The following is a 19,389-nucleotide window of genomic DNA, read 5'->3' as shown; positions in this document are numbered from 1 at the left end:
CAGCGCGACTGACAAGCTCGGCCCGCCGGTGAGCGCGAGGCCCGTCGTGAGCTACACCATCAGTTGGGACATCATCCAGCGCCGCCTTGCGTTCTGCATGAGCGTCTGCCCGCGTCAGCTCGCCTTGCAGGATCAGGCCGTTGCGGGTCTCCATCAGCGCATGGCCGATAAAGCATGGCACGGTCCTTGGTTCGGGGGGATTATTTGTAGAGCCGCGCATTGGCTCAGTGGTTGCGGCATGCGTGGCATTGGAACGCTTCTCGCCCTTGAAATCGGCCTCGGCATTGCGCTGGCGGTGAAAGTTGCGGGGCATCGGGTCTGTCTCGAATGGGGTCTGGAAGGGCTGGATTTCAGGCGTGGCACCTGGGGCGGGCGGATCGCCCGGTTGCTCATCCTCCTGTCGGCCTTGGGCTGGAAGCTCTTCAGTGAAGCCCAAGCTTTCACACGCGTGCCATCCATTGCCCGGCAGGTGATTGCGACGCAATCTGCCGGGAAGGGAGCGGGAAGTGTTCGTTCGACAGAAGCAGCGCGACCTCGCGATGCCTCAGGATCGGCGCCATTAGCTTGCGCGACCTCTCAGTGCTCAGCAGGCGGTCGCGGTTCTTTGTGAACACGCTGGGCCTCTGGCCTGCGGCCTCGTCCGTCCCGCGCAGCTTCTCCCCATCCGTTACCCTGCCGAGGGTGAATCATGTTCTCAAATCCCTGTCGGGGCAGGCCTATTTCAGCAACCTGCTAGGAACAGGGCGATCAAGAGTGGGCCGCGTAAAGCGCCACGAATCTCGCGGCGCCTGCGATGGTCGACGACCTTCCTACGAGACCGGCGCGCCATCGACTCCGCTCGCAAGGCGAACTCTCTATGTTGGGCCGGTTTCTCGGGCGGGGCCTGATCGAGGGCGATCTGAGCGACGGCGGCACGGTCATGGCCTACCGTCCCGGCAACAATGCCGCGGCTGGGCTGCCTGGGGCATCAGTCTGCTGGTCGCAGCTGCGCGGATCGTCGCGGTCCTTACCGCCTGTGCTGTCCTTTTCGGCTGCGACCTGCCGCTTCGGGCGTCGGCACAATCATACGCGCCATACTGATCGGGCCTCCCGCGCGCTCAGAGGCATTTGCGTTGAGTCTAACGCCATGGAATCAAATAACGAATCCCCACACGTCAGAGCTCTGCTACGACGCCGTTGAGAGTGGGGCGCGGATGTGACGGCTGGGCCGGGACGCCAACGGCTGCAGGTGCGGCGGGAGTCCACGCAGCTGTTGGTCTCTTTGCGCCAGACTGCCTTTGGTTCGGGGATGCGTGGCTCTTGCGCCCTGACCTGCGGCCATCGCGTCAAGGGTGGCTTTGTCGCGATATCTACTGCGAGACCGGCCCTGCAGCCGTCGACAGCTCGATGATCTCGGTTGTCATCTGTTCCTGACGTGCACGCTGGAAGTCTGACTGCAGATCGGCGGCGATGCATTTGACGTTGGTCTGCGCCCGCGTCATGGCCGCCGCTCGGGCCTCGTTTTCCGCCGCAAATCCCAGCATCAACGCTTCGCAGAGCGCGGTGAAGACATATTCTTCGACCAGATCCGACAGCAAGGCGTCCGCAGACAGCGTGGTCAGAGGCAGATGCGTCGTCCGGGCGGGGAAGCGGCTGAAATCGAATGGAAACAGCTGGCGGCGGATCAGCGCCAGCTCTGCCGTGTCGGGATCGGCAAACAGGATCGTAACGGGTTCGCCTGCTGTCTTTGTCAGCCGTTCGAACAGCACATCAGAAAGCCTGCTGGCCAGCGATGGCACATCAACCGCATGCGACGCCGTTTCAGTGAAGTAGACCGGCGTTACGCCCCTTTCGGCAAGCGCGCTCAGGCTGCGCCCGCCAACCATGATGATCTGTGCGCCTTGGGAGGCCTCGGCCAGCGCCGCGTCGGCGATCCGCTCGCCAAAGGCGCCCGAAAACCCTTGTGCGGTGCCGACCACGATCGTCAGGCCCGGACCATCCTTGCGAGGCGGCGCGCTCGCCTGCGCGATGGTCAGAGCGGTGGAGAGCGCCTGTGCCACGCTGGCCTCATAGGCGCGGATCGGCACAAGATGGGCGCGCGCTTCGTGCTGATGCGAGACCGCAAGCGCGCGCAGCGTCGACACGATGCTTTCGATCTCGCGGATATTGCCGATCCGGTCGCGGATGTCTTCGGGCCGGTTCATGGCGTCGGTGCTTCGGGCAGGGCGGGCAATTTTGCGATGGCGGTGCGCACGCAGTCGGTGGCGGCCTTTCGTGTCGCCGCGTCGACTTCGGGGGCGACCTTCAGTCCGGCAAGCTGCGGCTCGGCCGCGATCAGCGGCACCAGCGCGGCCTTGAGGGCGGGAAACTGGTCGATGGCAACGGGGTCAAGCACACCATCTGCCAATGCCGCCAGCAGCGCCACCTGCACAGCCGTTGGCAAGGGGCTGTAGCGGTCCTGCGCCAGCAGCGCCCCGATGCGGGCACCGCGTGCGAGCCGTTTCTTCATGGCGGCGTCACCAAATCCGCCAAATCGTGAGAACATCTTCATCTCGAGATATTGCGCATAGTCCAGCCGCAGACGCCCCGCCACCGCCTTGAGCGCGCGCGGCTGCGCCTTGCCGCCGACGCGGCTGACCGACAGGCCGACATCGACCGCCGGGCGCTGATTGCCGGCAAACAGCGTCGCCGAGGTCACGATCTGCCCGTCAGAGATCGAAATCAGGTTTGTCGGGATATAGGCCGACAGGTTGCCCGCCTCGATCTCGGCAATCGGCAGGGCGGTCAGGGAACCGCCGCCCATGGCCTTGGACAGTTTCGCCGAACGTTCCAGAAGCCGCGCATGCAGATAGAAGATGTCGCCGGGATAGGCCTCGCGCCCGGGGGGCTGGCGCGACAACAGCGCCAGTTCCCGGTGCACGGCCGCGTGTTTGGTCAGATCGTCGTACACGATCAGCGCATGGCCGCCGCGATCGCGGATCGTTTCGGCCATGGATGTCGCCGCGAAGGGCGCAAGCCAGCGCAGCCCCGGTTGCGACGTTGCGGGCGCGACCACAAAGATGGTCCGGTCAAACGCGCCCTTCTGGCGGACCGCCTCGATCACCCGGCGCACCGCGGTCGCGCGCTGGCCGATGGAGACGTAGATGCAGACGATGTCGCTGTCCTTCTGGTTCAGGATCGCATCCACCGCGATCGAGGTCTTGCCGGTGCCGCGCTCGCCGATGATCAGTTCGCGTTGTCCGCGACCCACGGCGAAGAGCGCATCGACCACCAGCACGCCCGTCTCGACCGGCTCGCTGACGAAGTCGCGCGCGATGATCGAGGGGGCCGGGCGTTCGACCTCGGCCATTTCGCTCGCCGCGAGCGGACCAAGGTCATCGAGCACGCGCCCCAGCGGATCGACCACCCGGCCAAACAGCCCGTCTCCGACCGGCACGGACACAAGCTCTGCGGTGCGGGTGACGGTGCTGCCCGCCTCGATCCCGGCGGTGGCATCCAGAAACGCTGCCTGAAGCGTGGTCTCGTCGAGGTTCAGCACAAAGCCGCGCGCGCCGCCGGTGAACTCCAGCACTTCGCCAAGACGGGCGCCGGGCAGGCCGGAGACATGCGCCAGCCCGTCGGCGATTTCCGTCACGGTGCCGGTTTCGCGCGCCTCCGGGCCCAGCGACGCTGCGGTGACACGCGATTTCAGCGCGTCAAGTCCGAGATCCATTGTCATCGTCTAATGCCTCCGAAATGCGGCGCAGGTTGTGGGCGATTGAATTGAAGACCGCACCGGTCGCGGAGCGCAGTTCGAGCCCCGCAATCAACGCCGGATCGACCTCGATTGCCGCGTCGTGCAAACCCAGCGGCGCCAGCACGGCCCGGGCGCTTGCAAGATCTTGTTCACCCGGCGGATGGGCGGCGATCAGCGTCAGGTTCGCGCCCGACAGCAGGGCCTCGCGTTTGCCCTCGGGCATGGCGGACAGCTCGGCGGCCAGCCGCTTGGCAAACCCCGCAGCCGTCGGCGGATCGGGCAGATCCGACAGCGCCTTTTCGGCGATGGTCTCGGCCAGTTCGCGGGCGCGCCGCAGGGTATCGGCCTGCCCGTCGGCGGCGATCCGGGCCGCTTTGGAGCGGGCATCATCGACGATCTTGCTGGCCTCGCTGTGGGCTGTCGCGACAAGCGTGGCGCGCAGCTGTTCCGCTTCGAGCTGCGCCGTGGCCAGCACATCGTTGCGAGCCATCGCGGTTTTCCCGGCTTCGTCCTGTGCCATCGCCTCTGCCGCCGCCGCCCGCGCCTGCGCGGTGTCGGCTGCATCTTTCGCGGCGACGATCTCGGCCTGCCGTCTGGCAATGATATCGGCCACCGGGCGGAACAGGAAATGCTGCAGGATCGCCAGCAAGACCAGCACGTTGAACAGCTGAAGGCCGAAGGTCACCCAGTCAAAGCTCATGGGGCTACTGGACGAACGGGTTGGCAAAAAGCAGCAGCAGCGCGATCACGAGGCAATAGATCGCCGTGGTCTCGATCATCGCAAGCCCGACGAACAGCGTGCGCGAGATGGTCCCCGCCGCCTCGGGCTGTCTGGCGATGGCATCCATCGCCGCCGCCACCGCCCGGCCTTCGGCGAGCGCCGGGCCGATGGCCCCAAAGGACACCGCAAAGGCGGCCGCGAGGATGCTGGCAATGTCGATGTAGTTCATGATTTGGGCTCCTTGGGGTCAGGGGGGGCGTCCTCAACCGCCGAGGCGATGAAGACGAGCGACAGGATGGCAAAAATATAGGCCTGAACGGTGCCGGTCAGCAGATCGAGCGCCATCAGCGGAATTGGCACCAGCAGGCCGGCAAGCGACAGGATGATGCCGATCACGAAGACTCCGCTCATGACGTTGCCGAACAGGCGGATCATCAGCGAAAACGTGCGGGTGATCTGTTCGATCAGGTTCAGCGGGATCATCACCCAGCTTGGCCGGGCAAAGCTTTTGACATAGCCCCACGGGCCCTGAGCCGCGATGCCGTAACCGATTGTCGCCACGAACACGATCAACGCCAATGCGGCGTCGGTTTCCAGATGCGCTGTCGGCGGCTCGACCTGCGGGATCAGCGAGCTCCAGTTGGCCGCGAGGATGAACAGGAACAGCGTTCCGATCAGCGCCCGATAGCGGGCTGGATCGCCGGGGATGGTGGCGATGATCTGCGCATCGATGGTGCCGACGACCAGTTCGAGCACCGATTGCACCTTGCCGGGCCGGATCGCAAGCCGCCGCGTCAGGGCAAAGCATCCCAGACCCAGCACGATCAGGATGCCCCAACTCACCACCACGACCCAGCTGATCGCCAGCGGGCCGAGATGGAAGGCATAGCTCAGATCCAGAGGGGAGTCGGTCATGGCGTGTCCTTTCTGGCCGCGCGCAGCACCAGCGCCCGGCCGATCAGCACCCCGGCGCCAGCGCCCAGCAGCGCCGGGGTGCCAAGCCGGGCGCAGAGGTACAAGAACAGCGCCATAGCCATGAGGCGCGCGATCTGAATCGCGACAGCCCGCATCTGTCCGGCGGCGAGCCGGTCCGACACGGCTCGCAGGCTTTTGAAATGCAGGTATCCGGCTAGCACGCCCGCAAGGGCGGCGAGCAAGGCGAGTCCCAATGGCATTTCGAACCCGCTCATTGCCGATTCATCCAGCGCATCGCCAGCCACAGGCCAAGCGCCGCGCCCAGCATTGTCAGCGCCGCTGACAGCATGATCCCGCTACCCAGCAGATGATCGAGCCAGTTGCCGACGATCACCCCCAGCATCATCGGCCCCACGATCACCCAGCCCAGCACGCCGATCTGGCCAAAGCGCTTTGCAAGCGACGGTTCGGGGTCGCGCAGTGCGGCGGCGTCGCGTTCGCGGCTGCGTTTCGCGGCATTGGCAATCTTCTCCCGTCCGGGTTCGCTCATCGGAAATCCTCCGCAAGGGGGCGTCCCGCGTGAGAGGTGCCCAGTTGCCGTATCAGGCTGCGGATGGCAGTGGCGTGCAGGCGGGTCTGCTCGGATCGGGCCTGACGCGCCGCGTCGATCTCATCGTCGATGGTCTGCCAGACCAGCGCCTCGAGCGAGGCAAGGTCGTGGCCTCGCACCGCCTCGCGGCAGGCCACATCGACCGTCGTGCCGCCGTGCATTTGCAACACGCCCCCGCGCAAGGCGCAGTATTCCCACGGCCCGGAAGATTTGCGCCAACGCAGAACCGACGCCCCCAGTATCGTGAGAAAATCGGCGTGCCCCGGCAGCAGGCCGAAGCCGCCGCTGCGATCCTCGGCGCGGATCGAGGTCACATCGGTTTCACAAACCGCAACGGCAAGCGGCGTGGTCACTGTCAATGTGACGGCCTGTGTCATGCCGGGGCCTCCTTGCGCTTTGCTTCGCGGGCGCGCGCCTCGTCGAGGGTGCCGATCATGTAGAGCGATCCTTCGTCCCAGTCGTCACACTCGCCCGCAAGGATGGCGGCGCAGCCAGCCACGGTTTCCTTGAGTGGCACAGAGCGGCCTTCCATCCCGGTAAAGGCGGCGGCGACAAAGAACGGCTGCGTCAGGAAGCGCTGCAAGCGCCGGGCGCGCCCGACGAGCAGGCGTTCCTCACGGCCCAGTTCCTCGACCCCCAGCAGCGCGATCACGTCGCGCAGTTCCTGATAATGCTCGATCAGTTCGCGCACTTGGCCCGCCACGCGGGCGTGCTCTTCGCCCACCACCAGCTTGTCGAGCAGTACCGAGGTGGTGGCGATCGGGTCGATGGCGGGATAGATGCCCTCGGAGGCCAGTTGCCGCGACAGAACCACCGTGCTGTCGACATGCGCGCTGATCGCGGCGACGGCAGGGTCGGTGAAATCGTCGGCGGGGACATAGACCGCCTCGATTGCGGTCACCGAGGCGCGCCCGACCGAGGCAATGCGTTCCTGCAGATCCGCCACCTCGGTTTCCAGCGTCGGCTGGTAGCCCACGCGTGAGGGCATGCGGCCCAGCAGCCCCGACACCTCGGCCCCGGCCTGCACAAAACGGAACACGTTGTCCATCAGCATCAGCACGTTGCGGCCCTGCTCGTCACGGAAATACTCGGCGATGCTCATCGCGGCCAAGGGCACGCGCCAGCGCGCGCCGGGCGGCTCGTTCATCTGGCCATAGACCAGCACGGTCTGGTCCAGAACGCCGCTGTCACGCATTTCGTTCAGCATCTCGTGGCCCTCGCGCGAGCGCTCTCCGACGCCCGCAAACACCGAGATGCCGTCATAGCCCGACACCATCGAGCGGATCAGTTCGGTCACCAGAACCGTCTTGCCGACGCCCGCACCGCCGAACATCGCCGATTTGCCGCCACGGGCCAGCGGCGCCAGAAGGTCCAGGACCTTGATCCCGGTGGAAAAGATCTCTGTCTGGCTGCGCTGCTCGGCCAGAGACGGCGCTGCGTGGTGGATCGGGCGGCGCGGCGTGTCCGCCGGAAGGGCGCCCCTGTCGTCGCCGATCCGGCCCATCACATCAAGAAGTCGGCCCAGCACCGCCGGGCCAACCGGAACGCTGAGCGGAGCGCCGGTCAGCCGCACGGGGGTGCCGCGCGCGATGCCTTGGGTGGATTGCAAGGCGATGACGCGGGCGTGATGCGCATCCAGATGCGCCTGAACCTCGGCAAAGACGACATGGTCATCTGTGCCGATTTCCACGGCGTCATGGATGGCCGGCAACGCCCCGTCGACGTGCAGGTCCAGAACCGGCCCGCGCACTGCGGTGATGGTTGCCCGGTCAGTCAAGGTGAATGCTCTCGTGCATCTTGGGGCAGCGCGTCGCCAGCCCCTTTGCCTCCAGCGCCTTTTGCAGATGGCTCATGCCGCGGTCAGGGTCTCCATGGACGATGAAAGTTTGTTTTGGGCGGCCAGTATGCGCATGCCACGCCAGAAGCTCTGCCTGATCCGCATGGGCCGAGAAGCCGTTGATGGTGAAGATCTCGGCCTTCACCGCAACGGTTTGCCCGTAGATCTTCACGCTTTGCGCCCCGTCGACAAGGCGGCGGGCCAATGTGCCCTCGGCTGCATAGCCGACAAGGATAATGCCGCAGTCCTCACGCCATAGATTGCGTTTCAGATGATGCACGACCCGCCCGCCTGTGCACATCCCTGATCCCGCGATGATCACGGCCCCCGAGGGAATCTGGTTGATTGCCATCGACTCGTCGGCCCCGCGGGTGAACCGCAAGCCTTCGAGGCCAAAGGGATCGCGCGCCGCCATGGTGTCGCGGAACTGCGGCTGAAAGGCATCTGGATAGCGCCCGAAAATCTCGGTCGCGGATATGGCCATGGGCGAGTCCAGAAACACCGCAAGGTTTCTCGGAAGCTCTTCGTGTCGCACCGCCTCGGACAGGACGAAGAGGATTTCCTGTGTCCGCTCCAGAGCAAAGCTTGGAATGATGGCGTTTCCGCCGCGACTGTGAATTTTCCGGATGGCCTCGACGATCTCGGTCCGCGACTCGTCGAAACTGCGGTGCTCACGGTCGCCGTAAGTGCTTTCGATCACGACGTAATCTGCCTCTGGCGGGGGGGCTGGGTCGGGCAGAACCGGCCGCCCGCCGTTGCCGAGATCGCCGGAAAACACGATCCGGCGGGCATCTGGGCCAGACCCCGCCTCGATCACGATCGACGCCGAGCCAAGGATGTGGCCGGCCTCGATGAAGGTTGCCCGGATGTCGCCGCCAAGATCGATCGGCTCGTCAAGCCGGGCGACCCGGCCAAAGGCATCCAGCGCCCGCAGCGCATCCGGGATGCCGTACAGCCGGGGCAGGGGGGGTTGCCCGCGTCGGCGCTGGTATCGGGCTTGGCGTTTTGCGTCCTCTTCCTGAATATTGGCTGAATCGAGCATGACGATGCGGGCAAGTTCGCGGGTGGCGGCGGTGGCAATGATCTCGCCCCGGAACCCCCGCCGGATCAGAAGCGGAATGCGCCCGCAGTGGTCCAGATGGGCATGGGTGAGCAGCAGGACGTCGATCTCTGACGCATCGAAGCCAAACGCGCCGGCGTTGTCTTCGGCGGCGTCGTGCGAGCCTTGGAACAGGCCGCAGTCGATCAGGATGCGCTGGCCGTCATGTTCGAACAGATGGCATGATCCGGTCACCTGCCCGGCGGCGCCGTGAAATGAAATCTGCATGAACGCACTCCCATTCGTAGGGGTCAGCCAAAAAGCGGCGTGCCCAGATTGCGGTACCAGTTTGCGATGTGGTCAAAGGCCTCGTCGGCGGTCTCGACAAAGGAGAACAACGCGCGGTCGCCGCGCGAAATCACGCCCTGCTCTTGCAGAAACCCGAAATCCACCGCGCGCGACCAGAAGTCGCGACCGACCAGAAGGATTGGCAAAGGGGCGATCTTGCGGGTCTGAACCAGCACCAGCGTCTCGAACAATTCATCGAAAGTGCCGAACCCGCCGGGAAACGCGACCAGCGCCCGCGCGCGCAGCAAGAAGTGCAGTTTGCGCATCGCGAAGTAGTGAAGCTGGAAACACAGCCCTTCGGTCAGATAGGGGTTGGGGGCCTGCTCTTGCGGCAGCGCGATATTCAGCCCGACCGACTGCGAGCTCAGATCCATGGCGCCGCGATTTGCGGCCTCCATCAGCCCCGGGCCACCCCCCGTCATGATGGCGATCTTATCGCCGTTCTGGCCATCGCCCGCTTCGGCGATCCGGCGCGCAAAGGCGCGTGCAATTACGTAATAGCGGCTGTTCACGGCGATGCGCTCTGCGAGGGCATGGGCGGCTTGCAGATCCGCATCCTGCGGGGCGGCATCCCGCGCCTGTCGCGCGGCGTCAAGCGCCCGCTGCGCGGCGGCGGGCTCGGGAATGCGGGTCGATCCGAACACGACGACGGTATGGGCGATCTCATGCGCGGCAAGCCCATGTTCGGTTTTCAGATAATCGAGCTCCAGACGAACGGCGCGCAAATCCTGACCCCCAACGAAATCGGGATCGGCCTCGGCAAGGCGATAGCTTGGATGGGTCACGGCGCTGCGAACGCGCTCGCGGGCGTCGGGATGCGCCTGGCCGCTGGCAGGGGTGTTGGGCGTCATGTAAGCCATCCTTTCAAACCCCGGGCCGGCGCTGTGCCCATCCCGGCATGCCGGACGGCCCGCGCCGGAGGGAACATCGGCGCGATGGCTCTTGCGGCGCGGCGACGACGCCAGCGACAGGGGGGCGAACCTTGGGCGCCCCCGGCACGGGCGGCAGAGCGTCTCGTGAGCCGTGATCCGGGGGTTGGTGTCAGTCTCTGCCGCGACCTTTCGGGCGCAAGACAGCGGCCTGTCGCCGCGATCGCATACCGGGATCATGCGGGCGTCTTTCCCGGGTAAAGACCGCAGCCGTGTAGCGCCGGAGCTGTTGCCTCGCCGGAGCTCCGTCGCGCAAACCCGATCAAGGGGGAGGCCAAGGCAGCGTGGAGCGTTGCTGTCTTGATCAAGGATGACAAAACGTTCTGGTGCTGCTGCATTCCTGTTCAACCATTGCCAAGATCGGCCCTGCGACGTCGCGCAAAAAGCGCCCTTTCGCTGGCGTGAAACCGTTGTCCTGAGTCCGGACTATCCTTGCGCGCGCCGGGTTTCCTTGATCTCGCTCATGTGCCAGCATTTGCCGAGTGCATCGCCTCGCTGCCCGGCGCGCCTTGCTGAATCTTTTCACAGCTGCACTGCGAGAAAGAGCCGTTTGCGTGTTCCGTTGTCTGCGCCGGGCAGCACCCCTGCCTTGAGATCAGCACCTGACCCTGATGCCTAGCCTTTGGCGAGTGCTCTAGCGCTCGAGAACGTAGGACCCCGGCGCGGCTCCAAGCACCGGGAAGCCCTTGTCAGGCGCAGCCATCCGGGGTGGGTCGGTCTTGTCGCTGCTGTGCATGGCCAGCCAATCGATCCATTGCGGCCACCACGAGCCCTCGGTCCGGGAGGTTCGGGAAAACCACGTATCCGGATCGACATACAGATCGTCCGGCGCGCGATGGCCGATCCGGTAGTGACGGCCCGGATGGCCGGGTTCGGACAGGATGCCGCCGTTATGCCCGCCCTTGGTCAACACGAAGGTCAGGTCCGCGTCGGTGAACAGCCGTGTCTTGTAAACAGATTTCCACGGCGCGATGTGATCGGATTCGGTGGCGATCACGAACAGCGGCACGTCGATGTCCTTGAGCACGATGACCCGTCCCTCGACGGCGAAGCGCCCGGCTGAAAGGCGGTTCTCCAGAAACAGGCCGCGCAGGTATTCGGAATGCATCAAGGCCGGCATCCGGGTCGTATCGGCGTTCCAGACCCCGATATCGCTTGGCAGGTCGTCCTGGCCCAGGAAATAGCGGCGCACGGCCCGGGTCCAGATCAGGTCTTCGGCGCGGATGGATGCGAAGGCGCGGGCCATTTGCGGGCGATCAAGATAACCCTGCGCCCACATCATGTCTTCAAGGAAGGCCACCTGACTCTCATCGAGGAACAGCAGCAGTTCGCCTGCTTCGGAAAAGTCCAGCTGCGCCGCCATCAGCGTCACCGAGGCGAGCCTGTCATCGCTGTCCCGCGCCATTGTCGCCGCCGCAATGGCCAGAATCGTGCCGCCCAGACAATAGCCGTTGGCGTGGATCTTCTGCCCCGGAACGATCGCGTTGATCGCATCGATTGCCGCCATGACGCCGCGAAGGCGGTAATCTTCAAGCGACAGGTCGCGCTGGGCGGCGCTAGGATTGCACCACGAGATGGCGAAGACGGTAAAGCCCTGACCGACAAGGTAATTGATCAGCGAATTCTTCGGCGACAGATCGAGTATGTAGTATTTCATGATCCATGCGGGCACGATCAGCACCGGTTCGGCCTGCACCCGATCTGTCTGTGGGCTGTATTGCAGCAATTCGCAGATATCGTTGCGATAGACCACTTTGCCCGGAGTGCAGGCCAGATCGGTGCCGATCTTGTAGCCGTCGGGCGGTGGCGCGCGGGTCTGGGTCACGGTGCGCAATACATCCTCGGCAACATGGGACAGGCCCTCAAGCAGATTGCGTCCGCTCGTCCTGACGGTCTCGTCGATGATCTCGGGATTTGTCGCCGGGAAATTCGACGGCGATGCCATGTCCAGCATCTGGCGCACAAGAAACCGGGCGCGGTCTGAATCCTGCGGGTGCAGACCGCGCAGCCCTTCTGTCGCGTGATCCCACCAGTCCTGAGTCGCAAGGAAAGACTGCTGCCACAAGCAGAAGGGGGGCTTCTTCCAACCCGGATCGGTGAAGCGGTGATCGTAGGCTTTCGGGGCAAAGGGCGGCTCTGGCGCTGTTCCCGAGACTGTCCTTGCGGCAAAGCCCATCAGCTTTGCGGCGTTCTTGCCCGCGTGTTCGGCAAGCTCGAGCTGCCGTCCGGGGGCGCGGGCCATATGAAGGGCCCAGTCCGTCCATGTCTGCATCATGGCAAGAGGCGACACGCCGCCTGTCGCAACGGCATAGGCCCCGCGCAGCGCACGGTCGAGATCGGCGTAGGGATGCGGGTCAGACTGGGGCACGACGGCAGGAAGCATTGGCTTGGCCAAAGGCTCCGGCGGCACGTCTGGCCTGATTGGTCGCTTGGGCATTCGGAACCGGTTCTTTCTGCGCATCACGCCGGGGGCGCGTCCCGCGATCCCAGTATGGAGGTAGAACCCCGCGATCGCCTTGACCTGTCTCAATTGCGCAGTTCGGGGGGCTGCAACGGAGTCCTTGCCTTGGCAATCCGCGCGGCAAGTCGCGTATGCGGTTCGCTCCGGTCTCATGCCAAGCCGGTATGCCGGTGTCTGGCGGGCCGCGACCTGCCGTTTTATTGATCGACGATGGCGGCCTTTTCCCGGATGGCCTTCTGGATGCGCAGACGCACGTTTTCGGGTTCGCGCTCCACTGCGTCCAATACCGCCCGCAGGCTTCCTCGCACGCCATGCAATTGATCGATCAGCGAGATGACGATCCCGAGGGCATCGAGATGCAGGTCGAAATCCTCCGAAAGCTCGCAGAGCAACTCGATCCGGGCAAGATCGACCTGACGAAATACCGGCCCGGTGTCGGTTTGCGTTGGCGTGATGACTTCGGCCTCGACAAAGGATCGAAGCTGGACGATCGTCAGCCTGTCAACGGACGCGATCGCTTCGGCTTCGGTGTATTTCCGGCTCATGGCATCAGTCCCTCCCGCGGGTTGTATGGGTGGCTCTTGCGCCAGCTCTGCATAAACGCCGCCAGCTCGCTGTCGATCTTCTCCGGCGCGACGATCCTCAGCTCAACCCGCTGATCGCCTGCGTTTGCCTGTCCTGCCGGTTTCACGCCGCGACCGCGCAGCCGCAGGATCTGGCCGCCGCTGGCCCCCTTGGGAATGCTGAGTTTGACCGGCCCGTCAATTGTCGGCGCCTCGACCTTGCCGCCGAGGATGGCCTCGTCGAAGGTGATCGGCAGGGTGATGATGATGTCATTGCCCTCGCGGCGAAAGACCGGATGGGCCTTGACCGTCAGCGTCACCAGCGCGTCGCCCGGTGGGCCATCGCCCATCCCGGGGCCCCCTTTGCCGCGCAGGCGAATGGTCTGGCCATCCTGCACGCCTTGCGGAATTTTCACATCCAGCGTGTCGCCGTCGGGCAGGGTGATCCGCGTCGTGCCGCCCTTGACCGCGTCCATGAACATCACCTCGAGCGCATAGCGCCGGTCGGGGCCGGGGGCATGGAAACCGCCGTGTCGTCCACCATGGGTCCCTTGGCGCTGACCTTGCTGGCGCATGAACTCGGCGAACAGGTCCGACGCATCGCCAAACCCTTCGAAGCCGCGTCCCGACTGGTAAGGGTTCTGTGAAGCCTCGGCATAATCGCGATAATATTGCCGGTCCGGACGCTCTGCGCCGGTGGCATCGATGTCTCCGCGATCAAATTTGGCGCGGGTCTCGGGATCTTTCAGCAGCTCATAGGCCTGTGATGCGGCCTTGAAACGCGCCTCTGCGGCTTTGTCGTCAGGGTTCAGGTCGGGATGGCACGATCTTGCCAGCTTGCGATAGGCTGACTTGATCTCGTCTGCGCTCGCCGTTTTCGCAAGGCCGAGAATGTCATAGGGATCGTCGCTCATTGGTTTTGGCTCGGTCTGACATCGCCTGAGGCAGACCCGGCCCGGACCCGCAGAGCACGGCGCGCCGTGAGCCTGACACGGCCCGCCAAACCTCTGGTGCGCGCCCGTGCGATCTGGTCTGCCAGCCATCCCAAGTCATCATATCTGATCATTGCTGTCCTGCTCCTGTTCTGGCTGCGATGGCACGGCGTCTCGGCTTGGGCGTGCGAGGCGTTTTCCTGATCGACTATACAGCAAGAGGTGCCCGACGATTTGATCCTGCTCATTTGGATCGGGTCACAGCGGGCTATCGTTCGGTTGAGAGAAAAGGGTGGCCGCGGATTGGACACGGATGTCTTGTCATATGGAACACGGGGGCCGTGCAGTTCGATATTCATCGCCTGGCGTAGGGGTCTGGGCGCGGGACCCCTTGATTTACTCGGGATGGCGCGATTCACGTTCCGAAAACGGGCGGTGAACATGTTTGATCTGTTCTGGCTGACCGACGCCCAGATGGCGCGTCTTGAGCCATTCTTACCCAAGTCCCACGGCAAGCCTCGCGTTCACTGCCCCGCAGGGCAGTGCGCGGCACTGTCCCGAGAGAGATGATCGCCACGTGCAGATCGGTATTATTTTGTTCAATGGCAACGTCTTAATAGTTCTGGTTGCGACCATTTGGACGTTGTTGCACAAATTCAGCGAAATCAAATCAGGTGGCCGACAAAAGGTGATGTGGGTAGCCACGTCCAAGTTCGCGCGTCGCTTCCTGATCTATGTTCTGCTCGGCGGGTTTCGCCGCATCCGCCACTACGGCCTGCTGTCCAGTTCGACCCGCAAGGCCAGCATCACACAGATCCTCGCCTTGCAGTGCCTCCGACGCCTTCAACAGGTCAAGGCGAGATCATACCACTAAACCTGCGCGAACCATGCCCCTGCTGCGATGGCCCCGTTCGCATCATCGCAATCTATCGATGAGAGCAGCAACCAATGTTGCGGGCGCCAACGAGGGAACAGGCCGCATGATAAATCGCCTGTCATCGACTCTCTTTTACAGAATGGCACCGGATGCTCCCTGCAAACCCAGATCGCGCCGGCCGTCACTGGCCAGACTGCGTGGGTATTTTTTCCCACAATCTCTCCACGCAGTTGGGGCGATCAGCGAAGGGATCGGTCGCACATCACGCTGCCAGCCGTGCTCGGATCCAATGGTCGCTCCGACGGGCCGCACACTTTACTCATAGCCTGAGCCAAGCCCTCCGCGGCTTCCTCATTCCGAGGTTTGTCGACGCGGGCCGCCACCCCGGGATGGTCACCGGTGTGCCACAGCCAGCTTTGGAAAACCTTCAGGAGAGAACCAAGTCCGGATCACGGTCATGAACGGTTACACCGCCCTCGGCTTTTCTTTGGCGTTGCTGCGCAAATCCAGAGAAATTCATCTGGACCGCAATATTTGATCCTGACAAGCCCTTCAGGAACGCGGGGCTTTTGGTTTTCCGGGGCTTTTCCTTCAGAGGCTGGTCATTGATCCATTGGAAAGAGGTGTGACCTGCTGGGCTGCGCAGGTCTGCAAGCCTCGGGCGACACACCGAGGCGAGGGGCCTTGGCTGACTGCCCGGAGGCAGCGCCTTGGTGCCGCATTTAAACCTAGGCTTGGGCGCGACTGACGCCGCCCCATCGCTCACTGTGTGTGTTCGAGAAGCAGATCGAGGAACACCTTTCCGGGCTGCGACAGAACCTGCGACGCCGGAAGCACCAGCTTCAATTCGCAAGGAATGCTCGGGCTGAAAGGTCGGATGTCGATCGCTAGCCCCGAATAGGCATCAGCGGTCAGTTTATCCATGATCGACACGCCCATGCCATTGGCGACAAGACTGCAGATCGGGCCGGTATATGTGGAGTTTAGGATGACATTGGGGGTGACGTCTGCGTCCTTGAACGCCTGTAGCAAACGCTTCCGCATCAGACTGCTTTCAGAGATCAGCAGCAGGGGAACCTGCGCCAGATCGCCGGGCGTGACGGTGGCGAGTTTTCCCAGAGGGTGAGCCTGCGGCATGACGCAGACAAGGTTGGTCTCTGGCAACTCCCGGATGTCGACGCCGTGCACGTCCAGCGGCAGAAGCGCCAGACCGATGTCGGACCGGCCCTTTTCGATCTGCTCCACGACCTCGGGAGAGGTGCCGCTGAACAAGTTGATGATCACATCCGGACAGAGATCGTGGAACCGCCGGATCACTTCGGGCAGCAGGAAATAGGAATGCCCCACGGTCGAGGCGACCCGCAGCCGCTTGCGGCGGAACTCTCCGAGGTTGGTCGCGAATTTGACCAGCTGCTCCAGCTCGCCATAGCATCGCTCGACTTCGACATGCAGGGCAATGGCATCCTTGGTGGGCTCGATCCGCCCGGCCTGACGGACGAACAGCTGCAAGCCGTATTCCTCTTCGAGATCGCGGATCAGGCGGCTGATCGCCGGTTGCGTGACGCCAAGAACCTCGCCGGCATGGGTCATGTTTCCGGTTTCGATCACGGCTCGAAACGCTTCGATCTGGCGCAGATTGAACCGCAGCATCGCTTGGCACCCCCCATCAGTTTTCGGTATGGCCTGATGATAATTAAGAATTTGCTTTATAGCTAGGCCGAAGCGACACTCGCTTCAACACGGATCACCCAGCCGAAACGCCGGTGGTCATGGCGGCACAATCGAATTAATCGCGGGGAGGCGATTTTCGATAGAAAATACGTGCTGAAGCGTGTCAAGGAGGAGAGAACTCATGAAATCTATTCAGATTTCCCTGTTGGTTGGTCTGTTGGCCTCGACGGCTTTGCCAGTCATGGCCGGGAAGGCGGACGACACGCTGAACTGGGCAACGGACAAGGAAGTCGCCGTTGTTGATCCCTATTTCAGCGTGACCCGCGAGCTGGTGATCATGGGCCATATGGGCTGGGACGGGCTGGTTCTTTTCAACAATGAAACCGGCGATTTCGACCCGCTTCTGGCCACCGGATGGGAGTGGAAGAGCAACACCGTGGTCGAGTTCGATCTGCGCCGGGGTGTGGTGTTCCACGATGGCAGCACGTTTGATGCCGATGACGTGGTCTATACCATCAACTTCCTCGCGGATGAGGCAAACGGCGTTCCCGCGCAGTCCGTGGTGAACTGGATGAAATCAGCCACCAAGATCGATCAGTACAAGGTGCGCCTTGAACTGGTTCAGCCGTTCCCCAACGCCTTTGCCTATCTGGCCAATGAAATCTCGATCATGCCCGAAGGCTATTACGATGGCTCGACCATCGGAGCCGATGGCACCCGCGATCTGTCGGGCGTCACGCCGAATGGCACCGGCCCCTATCGCGTCAGCGACGTGCGGACCGGCAAATACGTCAACTGGGACAAGAACGAAAATTACTTCGCGGACGGCCCCAAGGGCACCCCGCAAATTGGCCACATCAATTTCCGCACGATCGGTGAAACCAACACCCAGCTGGCCGAACTGATGACCGGCGGTCTGGATTGGGCCTGGGACGTTCCCAAGGAACAGGCCCTGCGTCTTGAAGACAGCGGACAGGTGCAGGTGGTCAACGAAAAGACCCTGCGGATTTCCTATCTGACCTTCGACGTCACCGGCAGTTCGGGGCAGGATTATTTCACCGATCAAAAGGTCCGCGCCGCCGTCGCCCATGCGATCAACCGCGAAGCCATCGCCAAGGAACTGGTCGGCCCGGCCTCTGTGGTCATTCATTCGGCCTGCCATCCCGAACAGTTCGGCTGCACCGAAGACGTGCCGAAGTATGATTACGATCCGGAAAAGGCCAAGGCGCTTCTCGCCGAAGCCGGATACCCGGACGGGTTCGATTTTGATCTCTACGGCTATCGCGAGCGGGAATTCACCGAGGCGGTCATTGGGGATCTGGCCGCTGTCGGCATTCGGCCCAAGCTCAACTGGCTGCAATACAGCTCGCTGCTTCAGGCGCTTCAGAACGGCAAGACCCCGGTTGCCCAGATGACATGGGGGTCAAGCTCGATCCCGGATGTTGCAGCGATCACCAGCCACTTCTTTTCGGGCGGCGCTGACGATCCGGCCAAGGATCCGCGCACAGCCGAGGCCCTGCATCGCGGTGATACCTCTGTCGATCCCGAGGTGCGCAAAGAGGCATATGCCGAGGCGCTCAACATCATCTCGGAAGAATTGTACTGGCTGCCGATGTTCACCTACACCAAGTACTATGCCTTCTCGAACGATCTCAACTTCACGCCGACGGCGGATGAGATCCCGCGCCTTTACGAGGCCAGCTGGAAGTAGCATCGCCATCTGACGAAAGACCTTTGTCGCGGACCTTTGGGGCCGCGCGGGGCCCCCCGTCTGCGCGCCGCCCTGAAATCCGGCTAAGCGCGATGGCACTGACCCTTCCATGGACATCCTAACAACGAACGAGGTTGACCGGTGCTTGCATTCTTACTGAAGCGACTATCGATGGCGGTGCTTGTCGCCCTGACGGTGTCGTCGCTCACGTTCTCACTCAATTTCCTGTCTGGCGACCCGGCGATCGCGCTGGGCGGTGAGAGCGCCACCGAAGCCGATCTGCAAACCATCCGTGAGACCTATGGTTACGACAAGCCGATCCCGGTGCAGTATATCAACTGGCTGACACGGGCGGTGCAGGGCGATCTCGGCCAGTCGCATTATCTCAACCAGCCGGTGTCAGAGGAAATCTTTCAGCGCCTGCCCACGACGATGACGCTGGGCCTGTGCGCGCTGGTGTTCGCGCTGGCGCTGTCGATTCCTCTGGGGGTTCTGGCGGCGATCCGGCCCAACAGCCTGCTCGACCGGTTTGCCCTGACCATCGCCGTTGTCGGTCAGGCGATGCCAAGCTTCTGGTTCGGGCTGACGATGATGCTCTGGTTTGCCATCAACTGGCGGATCCTGCCGGTGTCGGGCAGCGATAGCTGGAAACATTTCGTCATGCCGTCGATTGCACTGGGTTACTACATCACCCCCGGTGTCATGCGCCTGACCCGCGCCGGGATGCTCGAGGTGCTGCGCTCGGACTACATCCGCACGGCGCGAGCCAAGGGCGTTAGCAAGTTCTCGCTGTTGTTCAAGCACGCCTTGCGCAACGCGATCATCCCGGTGGTGTCGCTGGCGGCGGTGCAGTTCGGCTTCATGCTGGGTGGCTCGATCGTGATCGAGACGATCTTTGCCATCAACGGGCTGGGTTTCCTCGCTTGGGAATCGATCCAGCGGGCGGACCTGCCGATGATGCAGGCGATCGTGCTGGTACTCAGCTTCTTTTACATCGCGCTGACCTTCTTTGCCGACGTGCTGAACGCCTGGCTGGACCCGCGCATCAGGATCGGATGAC

Annotated in this window: 18 protein-coding genes and 2 pseudogenes; 4 read left to right on the top strand and 16 right to left on the bottom strand. The window is 63.4% G+C overall.

Annotated features, from left to right (window positions below):
• Positions 1-497: 497 nt before the first annotated feature.
• From Q4543_RS13660 to Q4543_RS13590, 15 genes and pseudogenes are all read right to left on the bottom strand, one after another.
• Positions 498-620: pseudogene (locus Q4543_RS13660) on the bottom strand (IS5/IS1182 family transposase); the annotation flags it as partial.
• 729 nt (positions 621-1,349) lie between these two features.
• Positions 1,350-2,183 carry a FoF1 ATP synthase subunit gamma gene (locus Q4543_RS13655; protein ID WP_303439032.1) on the bottom strand — a complete coding sequence of 278 codons (834 nt, stop codon included), beginning with the start codon at positions 2,181-2,183 and terminating at the stop codon, positions 1,350-1,352.
• Positions 2,180-3,697: a F0F1 ATP synthase subunit alpha gene (locus Q4543_RS13650; RefSeq protein ID WP_368502159.1), complete on the bottom strand. Its 1,518-nt coding sequence runs from the start codon at positions 3,695-3,697 to the stop codon at positions 2,180-2,182. The genes Q4543_RS13655 and Q4543_RS13650 overlap by 4 nt, the downstream gene beginning before the upstream one ends.
• A complete protein-coding gene (locus tag Q4543_RS13645; protein ID WP_303439030.1) occupies positions 3,675-4,415 on the bottom strand; it encodes an ATPase in 741 nt (246 codons plus the stop codon). The genes Q4543_RS13650 and Q4543_RS13645 overlap by 23 nt, the downstream gene beginning before the upstream one ends.
• 4 nt (positions 4,416-4,419) lie before the next feature.
• Positions 4,420-4,665 carry a F0F1 ATP synthase subunit C gene (locus tag Q4543_RS13640; protein ID WP_303439029.1) on the bottom strand — a complete coding sequence of 82 codons (246 nt, stop codon included), beginning with the start codon at positions 4,663-4,665 and terminating at the stop codon, positions 4,420-4,422.
• Positions 4,662-5,351, bottom strand: a complete 690-nt coding sequence (locus Q4543_RS13635) for a F0F1 ATP synthase subunit A (protein WP_303439028.1) — start codon at positions 5,349-5,351, stop codon at positions 4,662-4,664. The genes Q4543_RS13640 and Q4543_RS13635 overlap by 4 nt, the downstream gene beginning before the upstream one ends.
• Entirely contained in the window at positions 5,348-5,626 is a 279-nt protein-coding gene (locus Q4543_RS13630) for an ATP synthase subunit I (protein WP_303439027.1), read from the bottom strand. Before Q4543_RS13630 ends, Q4543_RS13635 begins: the two co-directional genes overlap by 4 nt.
• Positions 5,623-5,901: an AtpZ/AtpI family protein gene (locus Q4543_RS13625; RefSeq protein ID WP_216005692.1), complete on the bottom strand. Its 279-nt coding sequence runs from the start codon at positions 5,899-5,901 to the stop codon at positions 5,623-5,625. The genes Q4543_RS13630 and Q4543_RS13625 overlap by 4 nt, the downstream gene beginning before the upstream one ends.
• Positions 5,898-6,338 (bottom strand): F0F1 ATP synthase subunit epsilon, encoded by a 441-nt coding sequence (locus Q4543_RS13620; RefSeq protein WP_216005691.1) that lies wholly within the window; start codon positions 6,336-6,338, stop codon positions 5,898-5,900. The genes Q4543_RS13625 and Q4543_RS13620 overlap by 4 nt, the downstream gene beginning before the upstream one ends.
• On the bottom strand, positions 6,335-7,738 hold the full coding sequence (atpD, locus tag Q4543_RS13615; protein WP_303439026.1) for a F0F1 ATP synthase subunit beta: 1,404 nt from the start codon (positions 7,736-7,738) through the stop codon (positions 6,335-6,337). The genes Q4543_RS13620 and atpD overlap by 4 nt, the downstream gene beginning before the upstream one ends.
• Positions 7,731-9,125, bottom strand: a complete 1,395-nt coding sequence (locus Q4543_RS13610; RefSeq protein ID WP_303439025.1) for an MBL fold metallo-hydrolase — start codon at positions 9,123-9,125, stop codon at positions 7,731-7,733. Before Q4543_RS13610 ends, atpD begins: the two co-directional genes overlap by 8 nt.
• Positions 9,126-9,148: 23 nt before the next feature.
• Positions 9,149-10,036, bottom strand: coding sequence for an LOG family protein (locus Q4543_RS13605; RefSeq protein ID WP_303439024.1), 888 nt, complete (start codon positions 10,034-10,036; stop codon positions 9,149-9,151).
• A 712-nt stretch (positions 10,037-10,748) separates the two neighbouring features.
• Positions 10,749-12,497: an alpha/beta hydrolase gene (locus tag Q4543_RS13600; protein WP_303439023.1), complete on the bottom strand. Its 1,749-nt coding sequence runs from the start codon at positions 12,495-12,497 to the stop codon at positions 10,749-10,751.
• 275 nt (positions 12,498-12,772) lie between these two features.
• Positions 12,773-13,120, bottom strand: a complete 348-nt coding sequence (locus tag Q4543_RS13595) for a chaperone modulator CbpM (RefSeq protein WP_303439022.1) — start codon at positions 13,118-13,120, stop codon at positions 12,773-12,775.
• On the bottom strand, positions 13,117-14,052 hold the full coding sequence (locus Q4543_RS13590; RefSeq protein WP_303439021.1) for a J domain-containing protein: 936 nt from the start codon (positions 14,050-14,052) through the stop codon (positions 13,117-13,119). The genes Q4543_RS13595 and Q4543_RS13590 overlap by 4 nt, the downstream gene beginning before the upstream one ends.
• Before the next feature lie 459 nt (positions 14,053-14,511).
• On the opposite strand from Q4543_RS13590, the pseudogene Q4543_RS13585 reads away from it, so the two are divergent.
• Positions 14,512-14,595 (top strand): annotated as a pseudogene (locus Q4543_RS13585) (IS5/IS1182 family transposase); the annotation flags it as partial.
• Between the two features lie 52 nt (positions 14,596-14,647).
• Complete coding sequence (locus Q4543_RS13580) at positions 14,648-14,944, top strand: transposase (RefSeq protein ID WP_303439020.1); 297 nt, start codon at positions 14,648-14,650, stop codon at positions 14,942-14,944.
• Positions 14,945-15,709: 765 nt separating this feature from the next.
• Here the strand turns inward: Q4543_RS13580 and Q4543_RS13575 are convergent.
• Complete coding sequence (locus Q4543_RS13575) at positions 15,710-16,597, bottom strand: LysR substrate-binding domain-containing protein (RefSeq protein ID WP_303439019.1); 888 nt, start codon at positions 16,595-16,597, stop codon at positions 15,710-15,712.
• Between the two features lie 202 nt (positions 16,598-16,799).
• Between Q4543_RS13575 and Q4543_RS13570 the strand changes: the two genes are divergently transcribed.
• Positions 16,800-18,329, top strand: a complete 1,530-nt coding sequence (locus Q4543_RS13570) for an ABC transporter substrate-binding protein (protein ID WP_303439018.1) — start codon at positions 16,800-16,802, stop codon at positions 18,327-18,329.
• 141 nt (positions 18,330-18,470) lie between these two features.
• Positions 18,471-19,388 carry an ABC transporter permease gene (locus Q4543_RS13565; protein WP_303439017.1) on the top strand — a complete coding sequence of 306 codons (918 nt, stop codon included), beginning with the start codon at positions 18,471-18,473 and terminating at the stop codon, positions 19,386-19,388.
• Position 19,389: the final 1 nt, after the last annotated feature.

This window comes from Salipiger sp. 1_MG-2023 (assembly GCF_030547555.1).
In the GTDB taxonomy this organism is placed as follows: Bacteria; Pseudomonadota; Alphaproteobacteria; order Rhodobacterales; family Rhodobacteraceae; genus Salipiger.
This window is presented reverse-complemented; position numbering and strand designations above follow the sequence as displayed.

Bases quoted from the DNA above. Each gene is read 5' to 3' on its own strand.
- Q4543_RS13650 (WP_368502159.1), bottom strand. From the start codon at position 3,697: ATGACAATGGATCTCGGACTTGACGCGCTGAAATCGCGTGTCACCGCA.
- Q4543_RS13605 (WP_303439024.1), bottom strand. From the start codon at position 10,036: ATGACGCCCAACACCCCTGCCAGCGGCCAGGCGCATCCCGACGCCCGC.
- Q4543_RS13600 (WP_303439023.1), bottom strand. From the start codon at position 12,497: ATGCTTCCTGCCGTCGTGCCCCAGTCTGACCCGCATCCCTACGCCGAT.
- Q4543_RS13570 (WP_303439018.1), top strand. From the start codon at position 16,800: ATGAAATCTATTCAGATTTCCCTGTTGGTTGGTCTGTTGGCCTCGACG.
- Q4543_RS13630 (WP_303439027.1), bottom strand. From the start codon at position 5,626: ATGAGCGGGTTCGAAATGCCATTGGGACTCGCCTTGCTCGCCGCCCTT.
- Q4543_RS13625 (WP_216005692.1), bottom strand. From the start codon at position 5,901: ATGAGCGAACCCGGACGGGAGAAGATTGCCAATGCCGCGAAACGCAGC.
- Q4543_RS13575 (WP_303439019.1), bottom strand. From the start codon at position 16,597: ATGCTGCGGTTCAATCTGCGCCAGATCGAAGCGTTTCGAGCCGTGATC.
- Q4543_RS13610 (WP_303439025.1), bottom strand. From the start codon at position 9,125: ATGCAGATTTCATTTCACGGCGCCGCCGGGCAGGTGACCGGATCATGC.
- Q4543_RS13645 (WP_303439030.1), bottom strand. From the start codon at position 4,415: ATGAGCTTTGACTGGGTGACCTTCGGCCTTCAGCTGTTCAACGTGCTG.
- Q4543_RS13590 (WP_303439021.1), bottom strand. From the start codon at position 14,052: ATGAGCGACGATCCCTATGACATTCTCGGCCTTGCGAAAACGGCGAGC.
- Q4543_RS13635 (WP_303439028.1), bottom strand. From the start codon at position 5,351: ATGACCGACTCCCCTCTGGATCTGAGCTATGCCTTCCATCTCGGCCCG.
- Q4543_RS13595 (WP_303439022.1), bottom strand. From the start codon at position 13,120: ATGAGCCGGAAATACACCGAAGCCGAAGCGATCGCGTCCGTTGACAGG.
- Q4543_RS13655 (WP_303439032.1), bottom strand. From the start codon at position 2,183: ATGAACCGGCCCGAAGACATCCGCGACCGGATCGGCAATATCCGCGAG.
- Q4543_RS13620 (WP_216005691.1), bottom strand. From the start codon at position 6,338: ATGACACAGGCCGTCACATTGACAGTGACCACGCCGCTTGCCGTTGCG.
- Q4543_RS13640 (WP_303439029.1), bottom strand. From the start codon at position 4,665: ATGAACTACATCGACATTGCCAGCATCCTCGCGGCCGCCTTTGCGGTG.